The organism is Cohaesibacter sp. ES.047, assembly GCF_900215505.1.
In the GTDB taxonomy this organism is placed as follows: Bacteria; Pseudomonadota; Alphaproteobacteria; order Rhizobiales; family Cohaesibacteraceae; genus Cohaesibacter.
Map to the genome: position 1 here is coordinate 2,334,644 of NZ_LT907844.1, position 26,466 is coordinate 2,361,109.

At 58.1% G+C, this 26,466-nt stretch carries 21 protein-coding genes; 10 read left to right on the forward strand and 11 right to left on the reverse strand.

Annotated elements, in window-relative coordinates:
- Positions 1–13: 13 nt before the first annotated feature.
- Positions 14–943: a transporter substrate-binding domain-containing protein gene (locus tag CPH65_RS10660; protein ID WP_157747617.1), complete on the forward strand. Its 930-nt coding sequence runs from the start codon at positions 14–16 to the stop codon at positions 941–943.
- A gap of 27 nt (positions 944–970) precedes the next feature.
- Here the strand turns inward: CPH65_RS10660 and CPH65_RS10665 are convergent, their stop codons facing one another.
- A complete protein-coding gene (locus tag CPH65_RS10665; protein ID WP_096176357.1) occupies positions 971–1,786 on the reverse strand; it encodes a sterol desaturase family protein in 816 nt (271 codons plus the stop codon).
- A 210-nt stretch (positions 1,787–1,996) separates the two neighbouring features.
- Here CPH65_RS10665 and CPH65_RS10675 point away from each other — a divergent pair, with 210 nt between their 5' ends.
- Positions 1,997–2,764, forward strand: a complete 768-nt coding sequence (locus CPH65_RS10675) for an alpha/beta family hydrolase (protein ID WP_197704009.1) — start codon at positions 1,997–1,999, stop codon at positions 2,762–2,764.
- Between the two features lie 3 nt (positions 2,765–2,767).
- On the opposite strand, the gene CPH65_RS10680 is transcribed toward CPH65_RS10675, so the two are convergent.
- The 3 genes from CPH65_RS10680 to CPH65_RS10690 all read right to left on the reverse strand — a co-directional run bounded on the left by CPH65_RS10680 (position 2,768) and on the right by CPH65_RS10690 (position 4,951).
- Complete coding sequence (locus tag CPH65_RS10680; RefSeq protein ID WP_096173453.1) at positions 2,768–3,484, reverse strand: DUF930 domain-containing protein; 717 nt, start codon at positions 3,482–3,484, stop codon at positions 2,768–2,770.
- Between the two features lie 213 nt (positions 3,485–3,697).
- Positions 3,698–4,336 carry a thymidine kinase gene (locus CPH65_RS10685; RefSeq protein ID WP_096173454.1) on the reverse strand — a complete coding sequence of 213 codons (639 nt, stop codon included), beginning with the start codon at positions 4,334–4,336 and terminating at the stop codon, positions 3,698–3,700.
- 204 nt (positions 4,337–4,540) lie between these two features.
- Positions 4,541–4,951 (reverse strand): tellurite resistance TerB family protein, encoded by a 411-nt coding sequence (locus tag CPH65_RS10690; protein WP_096173455.1) that lies wholly within the window; start codon positions 4,949–4,951, stop codon positions 4,541–4,543.
- A 518-nt stretch (positions 4,952–5,469) separates the two neighbouring features.
- Here CPH65_RS10690 and CPH65_RS10695 point away from each other — a divergent pair.
- Both CPH65_RS10695 and CPH65_RS10700 read left to right on the forward strand, forming a co-directional pair.
- Positions 5,470–7,092 (forward strand): lysine--tRNA ligase, encoded by a 1,623-nt coding sequence (locus tag CPH65_RS10695; RefSeq protein ID WP_096173456.1) that lies wholly within the window; start codon positions 5,470–5,472, stop codon positions 7,090–7,092.
- 30 nt (positions 7,093–7,122) lie between these two features.
- Positions 7,123–8,634 (forward strand): alpha/beta hydrolase, encoded by a 1,512-nt coding sequence (locus CPH65_RS10700; RefSeq protein ID WP_096173457.1) that lies wholly within the window; start codon positions 7,123–7,125, stop codon positions 8,632–8,634.
- Positions 8,635–8,636: 2 nt separating this feature from the next.
- On the opposite strand, the gene CPH65_RS10705 is transcribed toward CPH65_RS10700, so the two are convergent.
- Positions 8,637–9,746: a hypothetical protein gene (locus CPH65_RS10705; protein WP_157747618.1), complete on the reverse strand. Its 1,110-nt coding sequence runs from the start codon at positions 9,744–9,746 to the stop codon at positions 8,637–8,639.
- A gap of 212 nt (positions 9,747–9,958) precedes the next feature.
- A complete protein-coding gene (locus CPH65_RS10710; RefSeq protein WP_096173459.1) occupies positions 9,959–10,588 on the reverse strand; it encodes a S24 family peptidase in 630 nt (209 codons plus the stop codon).
- Positions 10,589–10,807: 219 nt separating this feature from the next.
- Between CPH65_RS10710 and CPH65_RS10715 the strand changes: the two genes are divergently transcribed.
- The 3 genes from CPH65_RS10715 to arsC are packed head-to-tail and all read left to right on the forward strand — an operon-like array spanning position 10,808 to position 12,707.
- Positions 10,808–11,170 carry a DUF952 domain-containing protein gene (locus tag CPH65_RS10715; protein ID WP_096173460.1) on the forward strand — a complete coding sequence of 121 codons (363 nt, stop codon included), beginning with the start codon at positions 10,808–10,810 and terminating at the stop codon, positions 11,168–11,170.
- Between the two features lie 32 nt (positions 11,171–11,202).
- Positions 11,203–12,321, forward strand: a complete 1,119-nt coding sequence (locus CPH65_RS10720; RefSeq protein WP_096173461.1) for a quinone-dependent dihydroorotate dehydrogenase — start codon at positions 11,203–11,205, stop codon at positions 12,319–12,321.
- A 41-nt stretch (positions 12,322–12,362) separates the two neighbouring features.
- Complete coding sequence (gene arsC, locus CPH65_RS10725) at positions 12,363–12,707, forward strand: arsenate reductase (glutaredoxin) (RefSeq protein WP_096173462.1); 345 nt, start codon at positions 12,363–12,365, stop codon at positions 12,705–12,707.
- Positions 12,708–12,713: 6 nt separating this feature from the next.
- On the opposite strand, the gene CPH65_RS10730 is transcribed toward arsC, so the two are convergent.
- Together CPH65_RS10730 and CPH65_RS10740 are read right to left on the reverse strand one after the other, a co-directional pair.
- The gene (locus CPH65_RS10730) at positions 12,714–14,078 is read right to left on the reverse strand and encodes an MATE family efflux transporter (RefSeq protein ID WP_096173463.1); all 1,365 of its coding nucleotides are present in this window, start codon (positions 14,076–14,078) and stop codon (positions 12,714–12,716) included.
- A gap of 462 nt (positions 14,079–14,540) precedes the next feature.
- Positions 14,541–14,819 (reverse strand): DUF6460 domain-containing protein, encoded by a 279-nt coding sequence (locus tag CPH65_RS10740; protein WP_096173465.1) that lies wholly within the window; start codon positions 14,817–14,819, stop codon positions 14,541–14,543.
- Between the two features lie 258 nt (positions 14,820–15,077).
- On the opposite strand from CPH65_RS10740, the gene CPH65_RS10745 reads away from it, so the two are divergent.
- From CPH65_RS10745 to pdeM, 3 genes are all read left to right on the forward strand, one after another.
- Positions 15,078–15,917 carry a GGDEF domain-containing protein gene (locus CPH65_RS10745; RefSeq protein WP_157747620.1) on the forward strand — a complete coding sequence of 280 codons (840 nt, stop codon included), beginning with the start codon at positions 15,078–15,080 and terminating at the stop codon, positions 15,915–15,917.
- A gap of 124 nt (positions 15,918–16,041) precedes the next feature.
- The gene (locus CPH65_RS10750; protein ID WP_096173467.1) at positions 16,042–18,666 is read left to right on the forward strand and encodes a ligase-associated DNA damage response DEXH box helicase; all 2,625 of its coding nucleotides are present in this window, start codon (positions 16,042–16,044) and stop codon (positions 18,664–18,666) included.
- A 46-nt stretch (positions 18,667–18,712) separates the two neighbouring features.
- A complete protein-coding gene (gene pdeM, locus CPH65_RS10755) occupies positions 18,713–19,501 on the forward strand; it encodes a ligase-associated DNA damage response endonuclease PdeM (RefSeq protein WP_096173468.1) in 789 nt (262 codons plus the stop codon).
- A 22-nt stretch (positions 19,502–19,523) separates the two neighbouring features.
- Here the strand turns inward: pdeM and CPH65_RS10760 are convergent, their stop codons facing one another.
- The 3 genes from CPH65_RS10760 to CPH65_RS10770 form a co-directional block, all read right to left on the reverse strand.
- A complete protein-coding gene (locus CPH65_RS10760) occupies positions 19,524–20,309 on the reverse strand; it encodes a TIGR02186 family protein (protein ID WP_096173469.1) in 786 nt (261 codons plus the stop codon).
- Positions 20,306–21,232: a sulfite exporter TauE/SafE family protein gene (locus CPH65_RS10765; RefSeq protein ID WP_096173470.1), complete on the reverse strand. Its 927-nt coding sequence runs from the start codon at positions 21,230–21,232 to the stop codon at positions 20,306–20,308. Before CPH65_RS10765 ends, CPH65_RS10760 begins: the two co-directional genes overlap by 4 nt.
- A 306-nt stretch (positions 21,233–21,538) precedes the next feature.
- Positions 21,539–26,050: a peptidoglycan-binding protein gene (locus tag CPH65_RS10770; RefSeq protein WP_096173471.1), complete on the reverse strand. Its 4,512-nt coding sequence runs from the start codon at positions 26,048–26,050 to the stop codon at positions 21,539–21,541.
- Positions 26,051–26,466: the final 416 nt, after the last annotated feature.

Below are 26,466 nucleotides of genomic sequence, written 5' to 3' on the forward strand. Positions count from 1 at the left end.
GAACGGCCCTGTTGTGGCTCAAGAGACAAACGCTCAGGTTGTTGAAGAGTCTCAGCTTGAGCCGTCAGAACAGGAGGCAACCGACGACGCCGAAGATCCTGACGTCGGCGCAAACGTCAATCTGCGCAACCGGCCGACGCAGGCCGGAGCGCCTGTTGCCAGCGAGGAGTGGGCCAAGGCAGGCTTCACGGGCTTTATCGACAGCCGCCAGAGACTGGCTCAGCCCGAGCAGGACCTGCTTGATCGGGGCCTGCGTCTTTTGACGACCGGCGACTTCCCCCACTTCAATTTTCGGCAAGGGGATGACGAGCCCGAAGGCTATCACGTTGAGATGATGCGAAGCCTGTGCGAGGAACTGAACATCGCCTGCACGATGAAGGTCGTTGCCTTTTCCTCGATCCCGGACATGCTGCAAGAGGGCGAGGCCGATGTTGCTGTGGCGGGGTTGGCCATCCACCCCAGTCTTCTTGATACCATCGGCTTTTCAAACATCTACTTGCAACGGCCCGCCCGGTTCGTTCGCCGCAAGGATGATTTTCTCCGGTTTGATGCCCATTCGCTGGATGGAGAGCCGGTTGCGGTGCTGGGCGGCTCGGCCCACGAGGCCTTTCTCAAGGCCTATTTCCCCGGCATCAACAGGGTGCCGGTGACCGATCTCGACGCGGCGCGCCGGATCCTTCTCGACAAAACCGTCAAGGCCGTCTTCGCTGACGCCTTCCAGTTGCTGCCTCTGGTGTCGGGCAGCAACAGCAAACTCATTTTTGCAGGCAAGCCCTATTACGATTCGCATTTTTTCGGTGATGGCATGGCGCTGGCCTATTCACGCACTCTGCCCGGGTTGGGCAATCTGCTCAACTACGGCCTATTGAAGCTTGAGCAGAAGGGACGGCTCGCCGAGCTGTATGCGCGGCACTTTGCCGTTGATGTCTACGCCAGCTATTGACCGAGGCACTCTGCGAGCATGCCGCTGTCAGCGATTGCGAAACGGCAGCAGGATCGACCATAAAAGCTGCCCCGGTTTCTCGCTCTGATATTGATTGAGCCCGATGGTCATCGCCTCGTGACCGGCATCTGGCTGCGCCACGTAGGTGCCGAACATCCGATCCCAGATCGACAGATTGAAACCATAGTTCGAGTTGGTCTCCCTTGGGGTTACCGAATGATGCACCCGATGCATGTCCGGCGTGACGACAAGTACCCTCAGCACGGCATCCGCCCGCTTGGACAGGCGCACGTTGGCATGGTTGAAGAGCGCCGCGGCATTGAGTATGGCCTCGAACAGGAACACAGCAATCGCTGGCGCACCAAAGACGATCACCCAGACGCACTTGTAAAGAAGAGACAGAAGGATCTCGATGGGGTGAAAGCGCAGCGCAGTAGAAACATCGATATCCCGGTCCGCATGATGAACCTGATGCAGGCGCCAGAAGACCGGAATGATGTGCGAAAGCAGATGCTGCAGCCAGATCGCGAAATCAAGGATGACAAAGGCAATCAGCACCGACAGCCACGCGGGCAAGTCGATCCAGTTGAGCACCCCCCAGCCGTGTTCGGCTGCGATCAGTGCCACACCGATGGGCAGGATCGGCATCAGCAGCCGCACGATTACGGTGTCGAGGACGACAATGCCCCAGTTGGTCAACCAGCGTCGTCCTTTGGGCTGTGACCGGTCGCGTTTGGGCAAAGCCCATTCCGCCATCGCCATGATGACAAAGGTGGCCACAAACACGCCCAGTCGCAGACTGTTTTCATCAAGTCCGAGAAAGGAAAAGAGGCTGTCTTGCATCATTCACTCCGCAGGCAACGCTCTGCATTGCCGAAAGATATATTCAACTCTTTGCATTTAATAGCCAACGCGAAGCGAAGACGCAAATCGCATTTCGGCCATATCTTGTCACTTTGTTGTGACGCCAAACCCAAGGCACCCTTGGCGTTTGGTTGCGAAACTGATAGGAAGGCGAACCTTCTATCCAAGCCGAGAGCATCGAGCCAAACCATGTCCGACGCAAGCCCGATTACCGCTGACAGCCCATTTGATTTTCTCATCACAGAGCCCGAGGGCGAGGCCAGAGCCGTGATGCTGCTGGCGCACGGCTCGGGCGGTCCGATGGATTCGCCCTTCATGGAGCGCATCGCAAATCTGTTGACGGAAAAGGGCATTGTTGTCGCCCGCTTCGAATTCTCCTACATGGCGCGCCGACGTGTCGACGGCAAAAGACGTCCGTCCGGTCGGGCCGAACGCTGGACGCATCACTATTTTCGCGCGGTTGAAGAATTGACCGAAGGAGAGCGCTGGAACCCGGACTGGGACGCCCTGCCGCTCGTTATCGGCGGCAAGAGTATGGGCGGTCGCATCGCAGCGATGCTGGCCGATGATGAAGATCTCAATCTTGCGGTCAAGGCCGTGGTGGTGTTTGGCTATCCGTTCCATCCCATCGGCAAGTCCGAGCCGGATCAGTGGCGTCTTGAGCCGCTTGAAAAGAGCCTTCTGCCGATCCTCATTTGTCAGGGCGAGCGCGATGATTTTGGCTGGTGGGATGAAGTCGATGCGCTTGAGCTGCCGCCTCAGGTCACCCTCGAGTGGATCACCGACGGCAGCCATGATCTTGGTCCGTCAGGCAAATCCGAAGCCACCCTGAAAAGCAATCTGGACCATGCATCCGCTCTTGCTGCCGATTTTGCCGCCAACCCGCCAGTGCTGACGATGGACTTCGAGGAAGATACCTTTAGTGATGGCGCGTTTGATGAGGGGGATGAGGAGTAGTCTTCACTTGTATCGGGTCAGGTTATGCTCCTCCCATTGATCTTTGGGCACGATGACGCCAACCAGGAACGAGAAATCGACAACGCTCTTGTGGTCGTCTGACAGCAGACAGTCGAACTTGAGGCGATGCCAATTCTCCTTGCTCCAGAAGGCAGCCCCGTCCGCGATGATCCGGTTGCCTTCATATCGCACCTCTTTAAAGGTGTAAGACACCATGCGTTCGGGCACATAGCGGCTGTTCCACGCGCGGATCTGTTCCAGCGCTTCCAGCGCGCACAGTTGGTCCTGCTGTTCATCTTCGGTGAGGCCGTAAAACTCCTTGCGTCCTTCCGCATTGGCCGGATCATCCAGCAGCGATGCGGCCATCATCCGGGAGGCTCTGACCATCGGGCGTGGTGCATCATACCGCAGGGTCGAGCCGGAAGGGGCTTGACGTGCTGGGGTTTCGGGCGGAGCTGATGTTCGCGGTGCTTGAGCTGGTCGGGGGGACGGACTGGGCGCTCGAGGCGGATCGGGCGGACTGGGCTGCAACAAGGACAGAGGGATGAAGTCGACTTTTATCGGCTCGGTTTCTTCCTCATCCGCATCGGGCAGGATCTCTGGCGCAAGGGAGATGAGGGCACCAAAAAGCAGGCCATGCAGCATCACCGAAAGGGCAAGACTCAGCCGGTGCGAACGGGCTCGGTTGTCTTCGATGTCTGCCAGGTCCGGCATGGTCATCTGCCTTTAGCCCGAAAAGAGCCACACGCTCATTTTCCGGTACGATCAAAGTACAATCAAAGCAAAACCCGGTCCTATGACGTGCCGCTCTTGTGAAGGCATTGGGATGTCACAGAAGAACTCGAAAGGCACCGGCTATTTGCACAATTGCTAAAGTTTGATTGAGGCAGAATCGCGACCTTGGTGCCTTGCGCAAGGTCAGGCGCAGCGAACTTATTCCGGGTCGAAAGGCAAATCCGCTTGCGGATCGGAGCGATCCTTGCCGCCCAGATTTTTGCTCGTCCAGTGCTTGCGGCACAGTGACACATAGGCTTCCTCGCCGCCAATCACCACCTGTGCGCCTTCCTCGATAACATCGCCATGCTTGTCGATACGCACCACCATGGACGCCTTGCGACCGCACCAGCAAATGGTGCGGGCTTCGCGCAGCACGTCCGCAAGGGCGAGCAACTGCTTGGAGCCGCTGAACAGCTTGCCCTGAAAATCGGTTCTGAGGCCGTAACACATCACCGGAATGCGCAATTTATCGGCCACACGGCAAAGCTGCCAGACCTGATCTTCGGTCAGAAATTGCGCCTCGTCGAAGAAGATGCAGTCCGGTTTCTTGTCTCCGGTCTGGTCGTCATATTGCGCTTGGATATGCGCGAACAGGTCCGTGTCTGTCCTGAAGATAAAGGCCTCGGAACTCAGGCCGATCCGCGAGGAAATCTCACCAACGCGGGTGCGATCATCGAGCGCTGCTGTATAGAGCAGGGTCCGCATGCCCCGTTCGGCATAATTGTAGGAGGCCTGAAGCAGCAAGGTGGATTTGCCAGCATTCATCGCTGAATAGGTGAAATAGATCTTTGACATGGCTGAATCCACCGGGCGAGCGCAAAGGGAACCTGACTTAGCTAGAACGCCCGCTCAGATTCGGCAAGTCCCACAGGTGCGAATGTTTCACCGGTGTGGATGGCCGCAATCCTGTTTGGGCGGCAAAGGCGGGCGACAAATGCAACAAAAAAGGCCCCACTCGTAAGAGTGCGACCCTTCAAACTTCGAAAGCTGCTCCGAGATCTACTTCCGGCGATAGCGGACGCGGGCGCTGTGTTCGATGGCGCCGACATGCAGCCGGTCAAGCTCCAGCTCGTCGCGCAGCAGCAGCAGGAACTGCAATTCATCCTGTTCGACCTGCAGGTCGGCCGCGGCAACTTCCACCGCGAGGGCATAGGCGGTTTCACGCAGCTTTTCAGGCAGGCTCGCATGGATCACCTTGAGCACCAGATCAACACCGCCTTCGGCCAGAAGATCGGTACAATCGCGCGAGACCTGAACGAGGCGAGCGCCGTCAAACTCGGTAAAGACGGGAAGTGTCTGTACTTCTTCGCCGATCTTCATCAACTCGGAGTCCGTCATCATCCGGTCGGCCGCCGAAGTGGTCACCATGACATAAACGAGTGCTTCTTCTGGTGAGACGGTTTTCGTCATCGTGCATCCTGTCTTTCTGGCCATTCGTCGATTCGGGCCAACATGGTCCCGCGGGCCGGGACGGGAATATAGGCGGCGCACAAGACCCCGCGTCGAGATTGCTGATTATCTAGGCATCGCAATCATCAGGATCAAGGCACCCTGTCATCTTTTCACAATCTGGTTTTCACAATCTGGGCGTTCAAAGACTGACGAATAGAAGCATGCCGCAGCAAATAGGGCGCGTCCAGTCTTTTGACCGAGAGTTTGACAGAGAGGGTGTGCAGTGAGATGCCATGCGCCGCGTCTTAAACCCGTCAGGGTCTTGCGCCTGATGCCGGATTGACAGCCTGATCAAGCATCCGTGGCCGGAAGGGGAATTTTCTTCCCTTGACGGGGCCAATCGGTTAGAACACCCCCGAATGTCCGTCTCTCGGGGCGGATCACGAACTGAATTTCAAGACGCACTGGTTCTGAACGACAGCGAGAGACCTCGCAAGCAGAGCCAAAGAACAAGGCATCTCAAGGAAACCTGACATATGACTTCGCAATCCGCCTCTCCGCTCGCTTTGACTGATTACCTCGTCGCAGCAAGCGCAACGTCCAAGGCCTGGCCGTTTGAAGAGGCACGAAAGCTTGTGAAGCGCTATTCCAAGTCGGGGATGCCCGATGAAGTCCTGTTCGAGACCGGTTATGGCCCATCGGGGCTGCCGCACATCGGCACCTTCGGCGAAGTCGCGCGCACCTCCATGGTGCGCACCGCTTTTCGTGCGCTGACCGGCGATGCGGTGAAGACACGCCTTCTTTGCTTCTCCGATGACATGGATGGCTTCCGCAAGGTGCCGACCAATCTGCCCAATCAGGACATGCTGGCGGGCTATCTGGGCATGCCGCTGACCAAGGTGCCTGATCCGTTTGGAACCCATGAAGGCTTCGCCCAGAACAACAACGCGCGTCTCTGCGCCTTTCTCGACCAGTTCGACTTCGATTATGAATTTGCCTCCTCGACCGACTATTACACCTCGGGCCGGTTCGACGAGACATTGCTACGGATGCTTGAAGTCTATGACAAGATCATGGATATCATTCTGCCAACGCTCGGCGCGGAACGTCAGGCGACCTATTCGCCGTTTCTGCCCGTCTGCCCACGCACGGGTATGGTCTTGCAGGTGCCGATGATCGAGCGGAATGTCTCGAAAGGCACAGTGGTCTATGTGGATCCGGAAACGGACGAAAAAGTTGAGGTGCCTGTCACCGGCGGCGCTGTCAAATGCCAGTGGAAAGCCGACTGGGCCATGCGCTGGGCAGCCCTTGATGTCGCCTACGAGATGAGCGGCAAGGATTTGATCGACTCGGTCAAACTTTCCACCAAGATCTGCCGCGCTCTTGGCAAGCCGCAGCCCGAGAGCCTGTCCTACGAACTGTTCCTTGATGAGAATGGCGCCAAGATTTCCAAGTCGAAAGGCAACGGCCTGACCATTGAGGACTGGCTGACATACGCATCGCCCGAGAGCCTGTCGCTCTATATGTATCAGAAGCCCAAGACCGCCAAGAAACTCTATTTCGATGTGATCCCGAAAGCCGTGGACGAGTATTTCACCTTCCTTGGCAACATCGAAAAGGAAGACACCGACAAGCAACTCAACAATCCGACCTGGCACATCCATTCTGGCAATCCGCCAAAAGCTGACATGCCATTGACGTTTGCCCTGTTGCTCAACCTCGTCAGCGCGGCCAATGCCCATGACAAGGATGTCCTGTGGGGCTTCATCTCTCGCTATGCACCCGGTGCCAGCGTCAAGACGCACCCCAAGCTTGATGAATTGGTCGGCTATGCGATCCGCTATTTCGAAGACTTCGTCAAACCGCACAAGGTTTTCCGCGCAGCAAGCGAGCAGGAAGCCGCTGCCATGGCCGATCTTGCAAAGCGGCTGGAAGGCATGACAGATGTGACCGATGCAGAAGAGCTGCAGACCGAAGTTTTCGCTGTCGGCAAGGACCACGGGTTCGAGAATTTGCGCGACTGGTTCAAGGCGCTCTATCAGGTTCTGCTCGGACAGGATCAGGGACCGCGCTTTGGCTCTTTCATCGCCCTTTACGGTGTTGAGAACACGCGCCTTCTGATCGAAACGGGCCTCAAGGGCGAACTCCTGAAGGCGTAAGCTGCTTACGGTTCCAAGGAAAGCAAACAGATGCAAGTCGACATGATCCGCACCACCAACCCGATCCTGTCGGCTTGCCGTTCCGTATGTCTGCTTGTCTTTACTTTTCTGGCCGCGGCCTTCTGCGGGTTGCAGGTGGCACAGGCCGAAGACTCGCACACACCGCTCCAGCCCATCGATTGTCCCAGTGAGAGCGCTGAGGCAACAAAGGACGTGGCGGAAAGCGCCAACGACGAGGCCGTGCGCTGCTTCCTGTTGCATGTGCCATCGGACTGGAACGACATTTCCAATCGACCAATGGCCTTGCCCGTGATGCGCTTTGCGCCGCTCGATGGTGAGGCGACCGAACCGCCGCTATTGGTTCTGGTCGGCGGGCCGGGTCAATCGGCCATTCAGCTTGAAAAACGGGTTGTCGAAAATCTCAAGCCTTTCCGCGCCCATCGAGAACTGATCCTGATGGACCAGCGCGGCACCGGTCCTCTTGCGGGCACGATTCATTGTTCCGAAGCGGTCAGTGATGCCAACGCCATCGATGACGAGGACCTGGTCGCCTGTGTCAAGCGAGCCAAGGACGAGGGCCAGCTGCTCTCCGACTACCGGACACGCTTTGCCGCCGAAGACTATCACGCCCTTCGCAATGCACTCAGGATCGACAAATGGGCCGTGCTCGCCCATTCCTATGGGGCCCGAGTGGCGCAGGATCTGATGCGGATTGATGAGAAGGGCATTGATCGGGTAATTTTCAACGGCCCGCTTTTTCTCAATACGCGTTTGTTGGATTGGGATCCGTTCGATCTTGTCGAAGTGGCGCTTGAGCTTTGCAATCAGGATGACGCCTGCAGAGAAGCGTACCCCAATGTCTATTGGGATCTCCAAAGCCTGCCGTTTGAAATGCGCAAGGCCAAGGTCGCCGAGGATGAACAGCCCGCAGAAGCGCAGGGCATTCTCTACAATGCGAGGCTGGAAGTGCTCCTGTCATGGCACCGCATCCAACAGCTACCCGCCGACATAGAGAGCACCAAAAAAAGCCTTGAAGCGGCTCTTGCCGAAGACAAGCTCTGGACCCCGCCGCAGAGCCTTGCGCCGTCGATGAAGCAGATCGGTCTTGGCATGCATTTCGCCATTCTATGTGCAGAGGATATCAAGCCACTCGCAGATCAGCCGCCCAGCGAAATCGCACAGCCATCCAAGACGCTATTTTACCAGCAGGCGTGTGACAAAATCGAGCGGGAAGTCGGCGATGTTGTCGTCCTCAAAGATGGTTGGGAGACGGTCAAGACAACGTCGAAGCCGGTTCTGATCCTCAATGGTGCTTTCGACACCATCGTCGAGCCGTCAACGATGGAAAACGGACTGAAGGTCTACCCCAACAGCGTCTGGTTTCAGGTGCCCTATGCAGGACACGACGTCGTCAGTCGGATAGAGTGCGCGCGTAAGGTGGCTCAAGAGTTCCTCGCCGGTACCGCACCGGCAGATCTGGTCAATCATTGTGAGAACCGGCCGATGCCCGCCTTCAAACTCGTGAGTGAGACGCAGCAATAGCTTCACGGTTGCTGCCGACCCTGAGAGCCGGGGGGCTCAAGGCTATTTGGTGAAGACGGTTTGAGCTCAGTGTTTTCTCTGGGGGCGATCAGCGTAAGCGCCCCCACCACGTCATCATCCCCATAAAGGTCCGATGGGGCCTCTGGTGCATCGATGTCTCGTGTTGCCTCATTGAGGATGGACGAAAGCGCCTGCCATTCCCGCTTGCGGGCTTGAACGGCGTCATCGCTTGCGGATCCTTTGGTGGCATAGATACCAAGGGCATTCTTTTGCGCCGAACGGTTCTCGCGATCGTAATGCTCATCCCGCGGGATGACCCAACCATAGCGCGCCAGCCAGCTTGCGATGTCGTGAATGGGTCCCTTTTTCGGCACTGAATTGCGGCGGCTCAGGCCGGTTCCCAGATAGCATGAGGCATCGTGTGATTGTGTTTCCTCCCCATCGGTCGCATCGGGGGTGTCAATCCAACGGCAGGAGACAGCCCTCTGACGCAGGTAGCGGCGAAGGGCGGTTCTCGCAAGGGCAACACATGGTGCCTGACGCCCGTCGAGCCAGCAAACCCTGTCTGCATCCGGTGCATCGACATGGGCCAGTGACACGGTGACCTGTCGGCTCTTGTCAACCTTGAGAACAAGCTCGGTCGGCCCCTCGACAACGACATGGCGAAAGATCTTCGGAAGAGGCTCTCGCTTGGGTTTGGGGGGGAGTGGCAGACCCGGCTCACGCTTCAGTGGCTGTCTCTGATGCAGCGGAGAAAATTGATAACTCGGGGTCACGTCCCGCGTCGGCGGGGCAACCACTTCACCGGCGGTCGGGCCTTGGATCGTGATGCGTTTGGTCTTCACGCCTGATGCAAGCTGATCACCCGATCCGTTCACAACGGGCGCTTGCAAAACAGGAGATGTGGGAGCGGGCGAGAGACTTGAGACTGGTTTGGCTTCCTCGGAGTGAGCCAACGGATCCGCCGTGCCAGAGGATGGTGGTGGCGCGTCCGTTGCTGTCGGAGCCAGAGTGTCTGCCTCGGCCCTATCCTCGGGGCTTTTACTCCCCAGCAACCACAGCAGCAGGACCACCAGCAGGAGCGCCAGCACTGCTAGAGTGAAGTAACCCATTGCAACCGCCAGCTTGCGCCTGATCGCGGATGAGTTGAAGCGGGCAGGTCTTTGTTTCTGCGAAGGCACTGTGTCAATTCATTCCAACAGCCTGTCACCTGACGCGCAATGTCTGCGGGCGTCATGGCGGACAAGGGTGTTTGCTGTAAGTCTCTGCTCGGATTGTCGTTTGACCCGGTGCCTGTGATGCCCGGATCAACGCTGTCCGGATATTATTGGCTGACCCATACAATTCTTGCAACCCATTCCACGTTGCTAAGCGTGAATGTTTGCACGGACTCCCTTTCGGGATGGGTGATCAGGCTGAGGGAGCGCTTGCGTACTTTGATGACTTCACCGGCGACAAGGTCGCTGCTTTGGGCCTGAAGGATCACCCTGTCGCCCGGCTGATAGCTCTGCGTATTGGCGAGCAGCAGGATATCCCCGTCGCGATAGAGCGGGAAGAGAAAATCGCCAGCGATCTCCAGCACAAACAGGGAAGAGTTTTTCAGCCCGGCAGTTCGGGCTTCGGGCGAAAAAACAGCCTTGTCAAAGCGAGGCCATTGCTTCGGGATCTTTTGCGCCACAATGGCCCGGGTGCTCCAGCTTCCCGTCTCGACAGAGCGTCTTTCCCGGGTCATGATCGGAGCCAGAAAATCATTGAGGTCCGTATCGGTTGCATCCAGTATCTTGGCAATGGATTCTGTGGATGGCCACCGGGGCCGTCCATCAGCCTTGACGCGTTTTGATGGATTGAAAGACGTCGGATCAAGGCCGGATCGGCGGGCAAGTGCCGAAGGAGACAGGTTGAGACGATACGCTAAACCATCAATCGCCTTCCATATCCCCTCGTGAGACAACATTACGGCTTCCTTCACAGGTTGCATTTATGCAATTTTTAAATGTAAATTTTATAAATGCAATCTTTTGTCTATTCAATAGCAAAAAGATACAGGGAAAGACCTCGCTGATGAAGATGCTGGTGGCCGGTGATCAGGGTCAACCTTAACAAAACCACAAAAAGGCTTTGCGCAACGCGCCGGACTGTCGTAGGGACAGGAAACAGCGAAAAGGGGTGCGACATGGCAAAATGGATCTACAAGCTCGCGACAAGAGATCAATGGGAAGCCGCACAGACGCAAGGCGTCTTCAACGGCGCGCCGATCGACATCGAAGATGGCTTCATTCATTTCTCTGCTGGCGATCAGGTTGAGGAAACCGCCCGCAAACACTTTCGTCATGTCGATAGTCTGTTGTTGTTGGTGATTTCGGTCGAGATGCTCGAAGCCAAGGCACAGCCCATCACCTGGGAGACCTCGCGCGGTGGGGCCCTGTTTCCCCATCTCTATTGCCCCATGCCGATTGATGCGGTAATCGCTCAGGCAAATCTGGCAATGGACGACGACGGCTATCATCAATTCCCCGCCCTGCCTGACGACCAATAAGCCAACGAGAAATACACAAGAAAGACCCCGTGATGGCCAATTCACTGCTGGATACACTCACCCGCAAGGCACTGTTCGCGCTTGATCCGGAATTCGCGCATGGCATGGCCGTCAAGGCCCTCAAGACCGGACTGGTGCCCGCATGCAAGCCGAAGACGGCCCCCGCTCTGGCTGTGAAGCTGTGGGATCTAGATTTCCCCAATCCCTTGGGCATGGCTGCAGGGTTCGACAAAAACGCCGAGGTTCCCGACGAACTGCTGAGAATGGGGTTCGGTGCGGCCGAAGTTGGCACCATCACGCCGCTCGCCCAACCGGGCAATCCCAAACCGCGCATGTTCCGTCTGGTGGAGGATGACGCGGTGATCAATCGGCTCGGTTTCAACAACAAGGGACACGCGGCAGCGCGCGCGAACCTTACGGCCCGCAAGACCAAGCAGGGCATCATTGGCGTCAATGTCGGTGCCAACAAGGACAGCACGGACCGCACCGAGGACTATGTGAAGGGCATCAAGGCCTTTGCCGATGTCGCGTCCTATTTCACGGTCAACATTTCCTCGCCCAACACGCCGGGCCTGCGTGATCTTCAGGCGCGTGATGCGCTCGATGATCTGCTAGACCGTGTGCTTGAAGAGCGGGACCGCCAGACCGGGATGGTTGGGCGACGGGTGCCTGTGCTGCTCAAGATTGCCCCCGATCTTGATGAGCTGGGGCTTGATGACATCTGTTCTGTTGTCCTCACACGCGGTATCGATGGCATGGTTGTCTCCAACACCACATTGGATCGTCCGGCCCATCTTCATTCTCAGGCGCAACTGAAAGAGGCAGGTGGCCTGTCTGGTGCGCCTCTGTTTGCCAAATCAACCATTGCCCTTGCAAAAACCCGCGAGCGCGTGGGGCCGGATCTGCCGCTGGTTGGTGTTGGCGGGGTTCAGGACGCAGGAACAGCGCTCGAAAAGATCAGGGCAGGGGCCCATCTCGTCCAGCTTTACACCGGCTGGATCTTTGGCGGCGTGACGATGATTCCCACCATGCTTGCGGGCATGGCCGAAGAGCTCAACGCCTCGGGCTCAAAGACGCTTGACGCCATCCGGGGCGAGACGACCAGCGACTGGGCGTCGCAACCGCTTGCCAGCCCCGACAAGTCCATCTGAGCGGCCTCATCGCAAGATCGCTTGAACAAAGGGAGAAATCCATGCCCGTCACCATCTGGCACAATCCACGTTGCTCCAAATCGCGTGAGACGCTGGCACTTGTCGAAGACAAGGAACAAGGCGTCATCGTTCGCAAATATCTTGAGGATGCGCCTGACGCGACAGAGATTCGCGCCGCCCTGGCCATGCTGGGGATTGGCGCGCGTGATCTGATGCGCACCAAGGAAGCGCTCTACAAGGACCTCGGTCTTGATGGCATTAGCGATGAAGACAAGCTCATCGATGTGATGGCCGCAAATCCCAAGCTGATCGAACGCCCCGTGGTATTCAAGGATGGCAAGGCCCGGTTGGGCCGTCCTCCCGAAGCGGTGCTTGAAATTCTCTAAGCCCGTTCAGGCCTTGACGGTTGAACCGGTCGGAGCACCAAAGCTCCGGCCCAATTGCCCGGGCAGCAGCAGCGACAGGCCGATGCCGCGCGAGGCGAGCATCAGGATCATGGCAAGCCACAGGCCATGATTGCCAAGAAACGGCATCAGGCCCCAGGCGGACGCAAGGAAGATCACCGAGCACAGAAGCATGATGTTGCGCATCGCAGCCGACCAGGTTGCGCCAATGAAGATACCGTCCATCTGAAACGCCAATGTGGCGATCAGGGGCGTCACTGCTGCCCACACGAGATAGTTCCGCGCCAGAATGCGTACATCCTCCGCCGTGGTCAGAAGATCGATGATTGCCGGACCGAATAGCCACATCACCAGACTGAGACCCAATCCGAGCGCCAACCCCCAGATCAGGGTGAGCCTGATCGTCTTGTCAAAGGCCGGGCGATAGTTGGCACCAATGGCCCGCCCGCCGATCTGCTCGGCGGCGGCAGCGATGCCATCGAGAAAGAACCCGCCAAACACGAAGAAATGCATCAGCAGTTCATTGGCAGCCAGCACGCTGTCTCCTTGCCGGGCGCCAAGCGAGGTAAAGACCGAGACGGAGAGCACCAGAACCATCGACCGGATAAAGATGTCTCCATTCAGCTGCATGAACCGCAAAAAGGCCTCACCGTTGAACAGGCGATCAAGCGGGACGCGCCAATCAAGCTTCAGTTCGAAGGCCAGAAATACAAACCCCAGAAGGATCGCAAACAACTCGCTGGCTGCGGTTCCCAGCGCTGCGCCTTCGACACCCATGTCAAGTCCGAGCACCAACCAGATGGTGAGCACGATGTTGGCGCTGTTGAGCGCAATCATCAGGAACATCGCCTTGCGCGAATGGCCAAGACCGAAGAGCCAGCCGAAAATGGCTGTATTGGCCAGGGTCAGCGGCAGGGCGATCAGGCGGATGTACAAATAGCTGTCCGCCGCATCATTCACCGCCTCTGATCCGCCCATGGCAACAAGGCCCAGAGGGACAAGCAGGGGGCTGGCCACAGCGAAAATCAGTCCAAGCGCGAGCGAGATCAAAAGCGCCCGATAGAGCACCGCTCTTTGTGAGACGCCATCCCCGCGGCCGACCGCTTGAGCCGTCAGTCCAGTGGTTCCTATGCGCAGGAAATTGAAAGAGGCGGCAACAATGGAGAACAACAGCGCTCCGACAGCGATGCCTCCCATGAGATGGGCTTCTCCCAATTGACCAATCACCGCCATATCGACGATACCGACAATCGGCACGGTAACGAGCCCGAGCGTCATGGGAATGGCAATGGTCAGCACCATATGGTGCGTCACATCAAAGGCGTTGGGATTGTCGACAGCAGGAGCATCCATGGAGCGGGATCCGGTGGGAAGAAAGCAAAGGCAAGGCTGGGGCCTTGCCGGGCAAGGGCTCGCTCTTTTAGCACTCCCCGATCATCAAGAAAAGCCCGAAGCACCTGGGCATCTTCTGCCGCTCCAAGGGCCTCAAAAACAATTAAGGGCCTCAGAAACAATTAACCGCCACACGGGACCAATCGTGCAGCGGTCAATTTGTGGCTCCGAGCTCCCCTGCATATGGCTCTGGGGGAAGATGGGAAGCTCGGGGCTTGCAAAACAGCAACCGGGACTAGACGAGTTGCCGTTTGGGCGATTGTGACATTCTCGAGAGAGTATCCCAAGATTCCTGTACATCCCAATCGCTTGACTTGGGTTCAAGTATCGCCGATGAGGGCCGACCTGTCATCTTAAACATGTGTAATGTGGTGGTTAGAATTCGGTAAGGTGAAGAATTGGAAAACCGCCAAGAGCGTGGTCTCAGGGCTCGTTCCTGCCCATCTTGAGCAGGCGCATGATGATCCAGATCGGGAAGACGATCAGAGCGCCGAGCACGAAATACTCGATTGCCCAGTGGATGGCGTCAAAGCCCATGTAATAGACATGCTCGACCAACGAAACAATATGGTTCCACAACTGGCGCGGATGCAGGTTAAGAGCGCTCAGAATGATCCCCACGACCACAGACAGCCCCATCAGTCTGAGGATCACCATGCCCGGTGACCCGCCGAAAAATCGAGACAAATTGGAATTCGACATGAGCTCGTTGCTCCTTTGAGACCCTGTTGAAACTTAACAGATCATGGCTTCATGGCCAATCGATGGCCTCACCCGACTACATTATGTGGGATGTAGTCAAGTTGATCGGTCCATTCAACCATTCATTAAGCGGAAACCCGAAACCTGCGGTGCTTTGGCCTGTTTTCTGGCCATGTGCGGATGACAGGTGCAAGATTCCGTGGTTTGCTTTATCAAATTCTTCTGGTCTGCAGACAGCAGAGTACTAAGGGAGACAAGGTGAGCTTTCGGGAAAGCAACCTTCTTGATCGGCTTTACCGCTATCTGGGCACCATCCAGACGACGGGCCACACCCTGTTGGCTTCAAGCATTGTTGCCGGAGCGTGCGGCTTGCTATCTGTTGTGACGAGTCAATGGGTGCTTGCCGCGACCCACACGCCTCTTGTTCCTGTGATCAGCGCGATGGCATGTGGACTGCCGTTCCTTCTGGTCTTGGGATCGAGCTTTATCCTGATCAGGGGCTATGCCCGGCTTGACAGGCGCAACAAGATTCTCACCGAAGTGGCAGACAGGGACGGGCTGACCCGGTTGGCAAACCGCGCAGCCTTTTCGCGCCGCGGCAGGGAAATGACCCAGATGGCGCGTGTGCAAGAGGCTCCCATGTCCCTGATCATGATGGACGTGGATCATTTCAAGATGATCAATGACAGTCATGGTCATCTGGCTGGCGATCTGGCCTTGCAGCATCTGGCAAGCATTCTAGGTCAGAGCAGCCGCGACGGGGATCTGATCGCCCGCTGGGGCGGCGAGGAATTCGCGGTTCTGCTCAGCGCAGCTGATATCGACGGAGCGCGAGCCTACGCCGAACGGGTCCGCAAAACCGTTTCCGAAACGCCGATGTTCTGGAATGGCAAGGAATTGACCCTGACCCTGAGCGCAGGCGTGACCGAATTCAACCCCGAGCATGACAATCTCGAAGACATGATCCATCGCGCGGACATTGCACTTTATTCTGCCAAGGGTGCCGGGCGCAATCAGGTCTGTCATGCGCCCTTCTTTCTCGAGGTCATCGAGGGCTATGAGCAGGATGTCGAATTCAGCGAAGCCAGTGCGGCCTGATAACGCCGGACGCCCTGAAACGACCCTAGCGATAGGCATTTGGAGACCACCTGCACAACGCGCCCTGTGTGAAGTTGTCAACGTGTGAGGTGACAAAGCCTGGCCCCTTGGTCATAGTCGTGCCATGAGGAAATCACCACAATCAGAGCCGCACCACGTCGGGGCCGAGACCGGAGCCCAAGATCTGCAATCTGGCCATGGAGCAGACGAGTGTGAAGCGGGTCTTTCAGTGCGCTGGCCGGCGAGCCCGGATCCTGCCGATCTTCCTGAACACTTTGGCAATTGGCTTGAAGGCCGAAATTGGCGCCTGCGTCCCCATCAGGCGGCCATGCTGGCATCGGCCCGCGAAGGGCATCCCACGCTTCTGATCGCCCCGACAGGAGCGGGCAAAACCCTGTCGGGCTTTCTGCCCTCTCTCATCGACATCATGGCCGATCCGGACCGTTGGCAAGGCAAGCTGCATACGCTCTATATCTCCCCGCTCAAGGCATTGGCTGTCGACATTGCCCGCAACCTGGAACAGCCCATTGCCGAAATGGCCTTGCCGGTCAAGGTGGAGACCCGCACCGGAGATACTCCTGCACACAAGCGCCAGCGGCAGAAGCAGATCCCGCCGCATTTCCTGTTGACCACACCCGAACAACTCGCGCTCCTGCTTGCATCGCGAGAGGCCGAGACATTGTTCGCTGACGTGCAGACCATCGTGTTTGACGAATTGCATGCGCTTGTCACGTCAAAACGCGGTGAACTGCTCAGCCTTGGCCTCAGTCGCCTGCGCCGGTTGGCCCCCGCCGTCAGACCCATAGGCCTGTCGGCGACTGTCTCCAATCCACTCGAGTTGGCCCACTGGCTTGTGCCGCATCACGGTGGCCGTCCCGAAATCGAGCCGCAAATCATTCAGCTCAAGGGCGGAACGCAGCCGGATATCGAGGTGCTCAACTCGTCTCAGCGGATCCCGTGGGCCGGCCATGGGGCCCGCTATGCGCTGCCTGATCTTTACGAGGCAATCAAGGCGCATCAGACGAGCCTTATCTTCGTCAACACCCGCTCGCAGGCCGAATATCTCTTTCAGTCTCTTTGGACCATCAACGAGGACACGCTCCCCATCGCCCTGCATCACGGCTCTCTCGATGCATCCCAGCGGCGAAAAGTAGAGGCCGCAATGGCGCGCGGTGTCTTGCGAGCCGTCGTCTGTACCTCAACCCTTGATCTGGGCATCGACTGGGGCGATGTCGATCTTGTCATCCATGTGGGAGCCCCCAAGGGCGCAAGCCGCCTAGCCCAACGCATCGGTCGCTCCAACCACCGGCTTGACGAACCATCCAAGGCTCTTCTCGTGCCATCCAACTGCTTCGAGGTCATGGAATGCCGCGCGGCCCTCGACGCGAACTATCTGGGCGATCAGGATACCCCGCCCATTCGCACCGGCGGCCTTGATGTTCTGGCCCAGCATATCCTTGGGCGCGCCTGCGCCGGACCATTTGACCCTTCGGATTTTTACGTTGAAATCACCGCCGCCTATCCTTACCGCGATCTTGAGTGGGAGCTGTTCGAGCAGGCCATCGACTTTGTTGCCACCGGCGGTTACGCCATGCGCGTTTATGAGCAATTTGCCAAGCTCAAACCGATGAAGGACAAGGAAAGCGGCAAGACGCTCTGGCGTCTATCCCATCCCAAGCGGGCGCAGCAATACAGGTTGAATATCGGCACCATTGTCGAAGAGGCGATGATCAAGGTGCGACTGACCTCATGGAAGGGGGGAGGCAGCGGAGAACCCAGACGACTGGGGCGCGGCGGCAGGGTTCTGGGCGAAGTGGAGGAGAGCTTTATTGATGGCCTCGCGCCCGGTGACAGTTTTCTCTTTGCTGGACAGGTCCTGTGCTTCGAGACGCTTGAAGAAAACACCGCCTTCGTCACCAAGACCCGGCATCGCGAACCCAAGGTTCCTGCCTACTATGGTGGCAAGTTTCCTTTGTCGACCTATCTCGCCTCGCGCGTGCGCGCCATGCTGGCCGATCCGGAAAGCTGGTCTGGCCTGCCCGATCAGGTCCGGCACTGGCTCGAACAGCAGAAAGAGGCTTCGATCATTCCCGGTCCCGATGAGATGCTGATCGAGACCTTCCCTCGGGCAGGAAAATACTATCTGACCCTTTATGCCTTTGAGGGGCGGTTGGCGCTGCAGACGCTCGGCATGTTGCTCACGCGGCGGCTGGAGCGGGCCGGGGCGCGCCCCTTGGGCTTTGTGGCTTCGGACTATGCCCTGATGATCTGGGGCCTCAAGGATCTGGCGCGTCTCGAAAAGGATCTGGGCTGGAGCTTCGAGCAGCTGTTCGACGAGGACATGCTGGGGGATGATCTCGATGCATGGCTTGCAGAAAGTGCCATGCTCAAGCGCACCTTTCGCAATTGTGCCCTGATTTCGGGGATGATCGAGCGTCGCCATCCGGGCAAGGAAAAATCCGGTCGGCAGATCACCATGTCCTCGGATCTCATCTACAACGTGCTCAGGGATCACGAACCGGACCATCTCCTGCTCAAGGCAACCTGGCAGGATGCAGCCGGAGGTCTGTTGGACATTGGCCGCCTTGGCGATATGCTCTCCCGCGTGAAGGGGCGAATCATCCACGCGGACCTCGATGAACCATCGCCGCTGGCCATTCCGGTCTTGCTGGAAATCGGCAAGGAGCCGGTCTATGGCGAGGCGGAGGATCAGTTGCTGATGCAAGCGGCTGCTGAACTGGGGCTATGAGGAACAGAGAGCTGAGGCGCAATCAACAACAAGAGTAGGACTGACGGTGAGCGAGACGGCACTGGAATTTGAGATGAGCGAAACGCTGGCGTTCGAGCAGCAGGGGGAGACCTTTGTCGCCCTCCTGTCCGGCGGGCTCTATCTCCCACGGCTCGAGATGCTCTTGCTTGCGGATCTGCATCTTGAAAAGGGATCGGCCTTTGCGATGCGCGGCCAGTTCATCCCGCCCTATGATTCCCATGACAGCCTGAAACAGCTGGCCAGCGATATCGGCGCTCTCGACCCCGGCCATGTTGTCTGTCTTGGCGACAGTTTTCATGATGTTGGCGGACCGGCTCGCCTGCCGCAAGACTGTCGCGAAACCTTGTCGGACTTGATGACAAACCGCAAATGGAGCTGGATCTGCGGCAACCATGACCCGCAGCTCGATGGATTGGTTGGCGGCGACGTGCTGGACACGATGGTTCTTGAGGGCGGCACTGGCGGCATCGGCCTCACCCACGAACCGGGCAGCCTGATTGCGCCAGACGAGGGCAACGATGATGAAACCGAAGCCGCTCCGGGGTTGGAGCTTTCCGGCCATCTACACCCGGTTGCGACCCTTGCCAGCCGTCAGCGTGGGCGGACCATGCGGCGCAAATCGTTTGTCATCACCAGAAATCGCATCATCCTGCCAGCCTATGGCAGCTATACAGGTGGGCTCAATGTGCGGGAGGCGGCCTTCGAGCCGTTTTTGCATGCGGGAGCAAGGCTCGCCGTGATTGGCCGTCAGACCATCTGTCTCTTCGACGCAGCGCAAGGCCTGTCAAACCACCGGCGTTCGGCGCGCCTGTAAAGTCGAAAAAATCGATCAAGTGTCAGTTTCTTCGGAAGACAACCCCGGCAAACCAGCCCATGAACATGGCCATCGCCACGCACAACACGCCGTAAATGAAGCTGTTGTTGCGCGCCAGAGAAAAGGTCAACTGCTCAAATCCGGTCTTGGCAATGTTGAGCGGCTGAGTAACGGAACTGAGCAGCGCTCCACCCCGGAACAGGTGAACCGTGACATCATAGCGCCCGACACGGACATTGGCGGGAATGTCGACGGTCGTGCGGAACAGCGAGTCATTCAGAAAGGCCACGGAAGACAGATCATCGCGATAAAGGCCCGCGTTGCGTTTGAGCCGTAAGGCCGCCATACGGAAGGGATCAGGCTCGCGCTCTTCGCTTGCGACGCCCTCGCCCGAAGGGAGCAGTAGATAATCCGTCCCGAGCTGCATCTTCGCCAAGATCTCCGGATGGGCGATATCTTCGAGTTTGCGCGTCGAGGAAAGAACATAGAAGTTCGGTGCGTTTGGATAAAGCTCGCGTTTATTGTTGATCCAGACACCAACAACGCGCTCCTTGCGTCGCGAGACGATGGTCTGGTTCCAGCCCCGAACCACCACCACCAGATCATAGGGTTCGCCACGAGCGACCGTCGCACCGTCCCGCTCGATCATGCCGAACACGACAATGTTCGACCCCGTGAAGTTGGATGAAATCTTGATGACCCGATCAGACATGTCGGCAACAAGGCTTTCGGCGCGCGCACTGAGCGAGGACATGCCGAGGCCGCAAAAGAGAAACAGGCAAAGCTTGAGAAGGTTGGAGGGGGTCACTGCTGAGCCTCCCGGACTTCGATGCTGTAGACCTCCTGCGGCTGGATCACCAGATTGTAGGCGAACCGCATGCCAACCATCAGCACCAGAATACCCAAAAGCGCCCGCAATTGCTCAGCCTTGAGCTTCTGCCCGATCTGGGCGCCGAATTGTGCGCCGACGGTGCCACCGAGCATCAGAATGAGAGCCAGAACGATATCCACCGTCTGCGTCGTGATCGAATGCAGCACCGTGGCCACCGCCATGGTCACGACGATCTGGTAGAGCGATGTTCCGATGACCACTGCTGTGGGGACCCGCAAGATATAGATAAGCGCAGGCACCAGCATGAAACCACCACCGATACCCAGAACCGTGCCCAGAAAGCCGATGCTGCCGCCAATGAAGAGCACAGGCAGGATGCTGACATAGATCTTGGATTTCTTGAACCGCATCTTGAATGGCAGGCCATGCACCCAGTTGTGCTGACCGGACCGCCGCGTTGCAACCGTGTTGCCCTTGCGGGTGCGAACAATCGCCCGGACACTCTCCATCACCATCAGCGAGCCAACAGCACCAAGAAAGGTGACATAGGAGACCGAGATGATCAGATCGAGCTGCCCCAGCTCTCTGAGGCGCGCAAAGATTTCGACCCCGACGACCGATCCCATGATACCGGCGCTGAACAGGATTGAACCCAGCTTTATGTCAAGGTTGCCCGAGCGTAGGTAGGCAAGTGCCCCGGTCGTCGAAGAGGCGGTGATCTGGGCCGTCACAGAGGCAACCGCAACTGCGGGCGAGATACCGTAGAAGATGAGCAAGGGGGTGAGAAGAAAGCCGCCACCGACACCGAAAATGCCAGACAAGAAACCCACGGTTCCGCCCATCGCCAGAATGACGAAGACATTCACGGGCATCTCCGCGATGGGCAAATAGAGCTCCACACGCTTCTCCTGTAGTGGCCGTTTGGTCCGTCTTACTCCGCTGTGGCCATAGCCATGCGAGACGGTCGCAAGCAAACAACACGCCTTGGGGAGAGAGCGCTTTTCGCTAGACTGGCGATCAGTCCCGCTCCTTGCTCACAAACGGAGCGCCGTATCCCTTCAGACTTGCCTCCCTCCTCTTGCGTATGGCGAAGGGAGTCGACGAAACGTCTGTTTTTACTTGTACATTCTGCGCGAACCAAACGCAATTGGCATGATTGATCAAATTCTTGGCAATAGAGCAAATTCAGCTCAGTTGCCTTTGGATCAGATGACACGCAATGCGAGTTCTTCCAGCAACGCCCGGTCGATCTCACCCGTCACGGGCAGTCCGGCGACTTCCTGGAAATTGCGGATCGCAGAGCGTGTTCTTGGGCCCATTTGGCCATCGGATGGTCCTGCGTTGTAGCCAAGCGCTCCAAGCATGGATTGTGCCTTGGCGACAATCACATGCATCGGGATCTCTTTGGGACCCGGTTTCTGCGACACTTTGCCGGTCACTTCCTGCGGGGCTTTCAATTGCCATTCCTCCGGCAGGGTAGCCAGATTGTTGGCGGATGGCTTGGCCACCTTCGGAACCCAGGTCTCGACCATTGCCTTGGCGGCCTTCTGTTGCGACGCATTGAGCACGTTCAGAACTTCGTCGCGCTTGGACGTCGCGCCCTGATCGCCATTCTTGGCCGCAAGAGCAAACCACTTGTAGCTCTGCAACAGATCCTGTTTGACCCCCATACCGCGTGCATAAAGGATCGCGAGATTGTACTGGCTGTCTTTCAGACCATGATCGGCGGCCTGAATGAACCATTTCGAGGCTTGCGAGAAATCAGGTTTGCCAAGACCGCCCGAAGCATAAAGCACCGCGAGATTGTGCATCGCCTTGACATTGCCGGTCTCCGCTGCCCGTTGGTACCACAAACGGGCAACCTGCAGATCCTTTTTGACGCCCTTGCCCTTTTCATAGAGGTTGGCAAGGCTGTATTGGGCCTGCGGCATGGACTGCGAGGCCGCTTTTTCGAACCAATCGGCGGCTTTTTTCAGATCGACGGTCATGCCCTCGCCCAGCGTCATACGGCGCCCGACTTCGAACTGGGCCAATGCATCGCCATTCTGGGCGGCTGTCATCAGCGGCGTTTGGGAAATTCCCGGCGACAGCATCTTGTTCATGTCGACGGCTGCCTGAACCGATGCGTCCGCATCTGTTGCCCCTTGATCCAGCACCGGAGGCATCGGCTGCGCTTCGGCCTTGGCCTGCTGCTGTGGGGTCATGGCATTCGACGTGCTCGGAATCGAGCTCGTTGGCGTGTAGTCGATCCCCGGGTTGACATTCGGGGTCGTCATTGCCGTCGCCGTCATCGGGTCGAGCTGCTGTGCAACCTGCGGGGCTTGCGCGACCGGTGCATTCTGTCTGCGCGGTCCATTCATCGGGCCTTGAGCGCCTGACGGTTGCGCAAAGGTGATGACGCGATTGGCCTCTTGATTGGTCATGTCCGGAACCAGACTGCCGGAATAGGGCATCACGCTGGACTGGTCGCCCGGTGCGGTGGGAGCATCAGGTGTTGCTGCATTGCTCGTGTCTTCAGCCGGGGCGTCGGATGCTGCAGGCTCAACCGTTGCGGTCTGTTCGCTCTGCATGCTGTTGAACAGACCATGCAGGCTCGATTCCGGATTCTTGGCCAACTGCAAGGTCGTGATCGCCAGCAGGATTGCCGCTGCTGCGATCAGCAAGGGGCGGCTGTGACGGGAAACGGCACCGCCGATCCGGGCAAACAGGCTCTTGCGAACCTCTTCATCCTCTACAAGTCCTGCAGCGAGGGCGGCGGCTTCGTCGTCTTCGAGTGCCTGTGCGAGTTCATCGCCCTTGGCGCTCTTGGCCTTGCGTGCAGCTTCGGCGATGGCTGCGCGGCGTTCCTTGCGATTGAGCCCTTTCAGCAAATCTTCTGCGGGCTGTACCGACAGGGGGGCTTTGGCCTGTTCTTCAGTCGCCTGCTGGTCCTTGGGTTTCTTGCTTCCCTTGAAACGGGCAAGAAAGCCCTTGGCTTCGCCTTCTTCCTGCTCGACGCGGGCGCTTTCTTGAGCGGCTGCCTGTGCTGCGCGCCGGGCGGCTGCGATAAAGTCTGCTTTCGACCCGCCTTCCTGACGAGGAGCCGTGGCCGCGGATGAGCTGCCGCCAACGATTTGCGCGCCTCGCTTGGGCTGCGGCTGTCGCGGCTGCTGCTGCGGAGCATTTGGTGCATCATGCATTGGTTCGTGATGCGGGTCGGCCTTGAGCGCAACATTGCCGTGAACTTGCGGTGCGCCACCCATATCGATCTGGCCTCTGCGAGCCTGCGGTGCTGCCTCGCTCTGACCTCTAGCTGCGCCGGCGGCCTGTGCAGTCTGTGCGGCCTTGCCGGTCAGACGAATGCCCGGCTGGCGAGCGCCATCGGGATCCGAACGCATCTGGGCGGCGGTTGCGTCCGCACGCTCAGCGGCTCGGGTCCTGCCGCGGCCAGCCAGCAGATCGGCTGCGCTCATCGATTGGGCGTTTTGTCCCGGTGCTGCTGCCTGTTGCGAGCCAGAGGTCGCGCCGCGGCCTTTCTGGCTGCGCCGCAACATCTGTCCAAGACTGCGTTTTTCAGGGTCCGGCTCTCCGTCCTCGCTGGTGCGAGGCGGGCTCATGCGCACCTGTGGTGCCGGTTCAGAGCTGGCGGCATGATCCTGATCTTCGGAGGTGCGAACCTCGCCCTCCAACGCGCCCAGACGCTCGACAATGGTGTTCAGCATGCTGCTGACGCTGTGAAGATTGCGTTGGGTGGTATTCTCGCTGCTTTCAGCGAAGGTGCGCAGGCCATGAAGATCATCCTTGAGGCCATCGATGATGACCTCAAGAGCACCGTCCATTTTGCCAGCGCCGATCGGACCAACGCGCTGCAGCGCTCTCATGGCTGCTTCTTCAGCGATCTTGGACTCGTTGACCGGGCCGTTCGGCCGGTTGGCGGCAAGCTGCTGAATGTCCTGACCAATGCGGTCGACAGCGTCGAAGCGGCTCTGCGACCGCGCAAATTGCTCGGTGAGTGCGTCAAGCCGCGACGTCAGGCTGTCGAGAAACTGCGGGTCCTGGTCACCGCGACTCGAGCCATCTAGGCGGCCCGCCAGATCGGCAATCTGGCGTTCGAGCTGCTCGATGCCGACAAAACCACCAACGGTTCCATGCGCGGTATCCCTCAGGACTTCTTCCTGCGCTTCCATCCGATCAGCAAGGCGCGACAGTCCGGTTTCAAGGGTGCTGAGGTCAACGCTGTCCATTTTCCGATGAAGCATGTCATCAATGCGGGCAAGGGTCTGTTCGACCTGATCAAAGCGATGCTCGGTGCGGCTCGAATCCGGTCCTTCGCGAAGGCGTTGATCGAGAGCAGCCATCTGATTGGCCAGAGTGTCCAGCGCAGCCTTTGGCGTGTGCTGGTTCTGCTGGCTGATCAGCTTGACCAGACTTTCTACCTGTCGCGCCAATGCTTCGAGTGCGGAGTGCGAGTCGGATTCGCCGCGCGTGTCTTCAAGGCCATCGGCAAGCGAGGTAAGCTGTTCCTCAAGGCGCAGCAGCCGATCATTGGGATCAACCCGCTCCATCATCTGCTGCAGATGGGCCAGACGCTCCTCCAGCAATTCCTCCATCTGGTCATTCTGCGGCGACTGATTGACCGAGCGCCGGACATCATCTTCCAGAGCGCCAAGGCGATCAACGAGCATACTCATTTGCCCGGAAATATGAGAGAAATGCTGGGCCCGCGGTGCCGCGGACAGGATATCGCGCAGGTTGTCGATCTGGGCCGACAGCTTGGCGAAGTCGTCATAATGGTGATTGAGCGGCAGGTTGTCGAGCTTGTCGAGGATACGCTCGAAATGATCCTGAATCGACGGATCATAGGCGGACTTGTCGAGCAACGAATGGATGTCGTGAATGGCGTCTCTCAACTCGGGCTCATGACGGGATTCGCTGATCGCCGCCGTCATCGCATCAATGCGACCGGACAGGGCTGCGATTTCATTGAGCAGTCGTTCGGATGCGCCGGAAAAATTGGCCTGTTCAAGCAGATCGCGAAGGGAGGCAACATCCTCACGCAGACGGTTGAGTTTGTCGTCCTGTGCGCGTACCTCCTGCATGGCGGGCGTTATGTCCTGAACCCGCTGCATCAACTGGCGCAGGGCCTGATCCACACCGGCAGGAACGCCATTGGATGAACTCGCGGATGAAGCGGCGTTGCGAGCACGCGATTGCGAGCGGGTCTGTGTTGGGGCTGGCTGCCGCACGTCACCACGCATCAGCGGATCCTGTCCGCGCTGTCGTTTGGGTGCTACGCGCTCAAGCTTGATTTTCGGTTGTCTCTCAGTCTTGCGTTCCAAGGCATTATCGACGCGTGCGAGTTGTGCTTCGATCCGTTCCAGCGCACTGCGATAGTCTTCACGCGTCCCGTCTGTTTTGGCTGACGGTCTTCTGCGCGCACTGCTGCTGCGCGGCGCGTCAAAGCCCTCGTTGTTGCGCAGACGCCCGGAGCGCAATGTTTCGGTCTCATCGGAGTAAGCTCTGTCAGAGTGATGGCCATAGTCATCTTCACCTGACAAGGATGCGATCTGCAATTCCATGTCCTTGATCATGTCGAGAAGCGCCGCACGATCCCCGGCCTGCACCTGGTCTGGTTTGCGACGGCTGCGCCCACGCCGTTTGCGGTGGTTGGAGGCACCGCGCAGACCTTCGATAAACTCGCCAACATCGCGGTCCGTGTGGAATGTTTCATCAATCATGACTGAACTCTACTCTTGGTCGGCGCCACTGCCTCCCGGGCAAACAGGCAATGCAGAATGGCCGCTTCGAACGGATTCTCCTGTGTCCAATTTGATAAGTTAGGGTAAAGAAGCAGTTAATGACCCGTGCGAATTGCAATATTTCGCAGCTCAATTAACCCTTCACTCACTATAACTTTCGTGAAACCCGTCTTCTTCTACGAAAGACCGAGAGAACAAGTGCCCATAGGGAAGCAACCCGCAGCATAAAGGCCATTGGACGCATTGACAGGCTTTTACAACGATGGTTTACGATAAGGTAAGGTTGAGTCTCGATCTGTCGTCGCGACCGGTGGCTGGAATTCAGGTGCAAGCCGCGCGTGTGCAACAAATGAGAAACGAGGCCAATGAAGGGGAGACCGGTCTGTCGGACCAGC

Coding starts and splice junctions, on each gene's coding strand:
- CPH65_RS10665 (WP_096176357.1), bottom strand. CDS start 1,786: ATGCAAGACAGCCTCTTTTCCTTTCTCGGACTTGATGAAAACAGTCTG.
- CPH65_RS10675 (WP_197704009.1), top strand. CDS start 1,997: ATGTCCGACGCAAGCCCGATTACCGCTGACAGCCCATTTGATTTTCTC.
- CPH65_RS10680 (WP_096173453.1), bottom strand. CDS start 3,484: ATGACCATGCCGGACCTGGCAGACATCGAAGACAACCGAGCCCGTTCG.
- CPH65_RS10685 (WP_096173454.1), bottom strand. CDS start 4,336: ATGTCAAAGATCTATTTCACCTATTCAGCGATGAATGCTGGCAAATCC.
- CPH65_RS10690 (WP_096173455.1), bottom strand. CDS start 4,951: ATGACGAAAACCGTCTCACCAGAAGAAGCACTCGTTTATGTCATGGTG.
- CPH65_RS10695 (WP_096173456.1), top strand. CDS start 5,470: ATGACTTCGCAATCCGCCTCTCCGCTCGCTTTGACTGATTACCTCGTC.
- CPH65_RS10700 (WP_096173457.1), top strand. CDS start 7,123: ATGCAAGTCGACATGATCCGCACCACCAACCCGATCCTGTCGGCTTGC.
- CPH65_RS10705 (WP_157747618.1), bottom strand. CDS start 9,746: ATGGGTTACTTCACTCTAGCAGTGCTGGCGCTCCTGCTGGTGGTCCTG.
- CPH65_RS10710 (WP_096173459.1), bottom strand. CDS start 10,588: ATGTTGTCTCACGAGGGGATATGGAAGGCGATTGATGGTTTAGCGTAT.
- CPH65_RS10715 (WP_096173460.1), top strand. CDS start 10,808: ATGGCAAAATGGATCTACAAGCTCGCGACAAGAGATCAATGGGAAGCC.
- CPH65_RS10720 (WP_096173461.1), top strand. CDS start 11,203: ATGGCCAATTCACTGCTGGATACACTCACCCGCAAGGCACTGTTCGCG.
- arsC (WP_096173462.1), top strand. CDS start 12,363: ATGCCCGTCACCATCTGGCACAATCCACGTTGCTCCAAATCGCGTGAG.
- CPH65_RS10730 (WP_096173463.1), bottom strand. CDS start 14,078: ATGGATGCTCCTGCTGTCGACAATCCCAACGCCTTTGATGTGACGCAC.
- CPH65_RS10740 (WP_096173465.1), bottom strand. CDS start 14,819: ATGTCGAATTCCAATTTGTCTCGATTTTTCGGCGGGTCACCGGGCATG.
- CPH65_RS10750 (WP_096173467.1), top strand. CDS start 16,042: ATGAGGAAATCACCACAATCAGAGCCGCACCACGTCGGGGCCGAGACC.
- CPH65_RS10770 (WP_096173471.1), bottom strand. CDS start 26,050: ATGATTGATGAAACATTCCACACGGACCGCGATGTTGGCGAGTTTATC.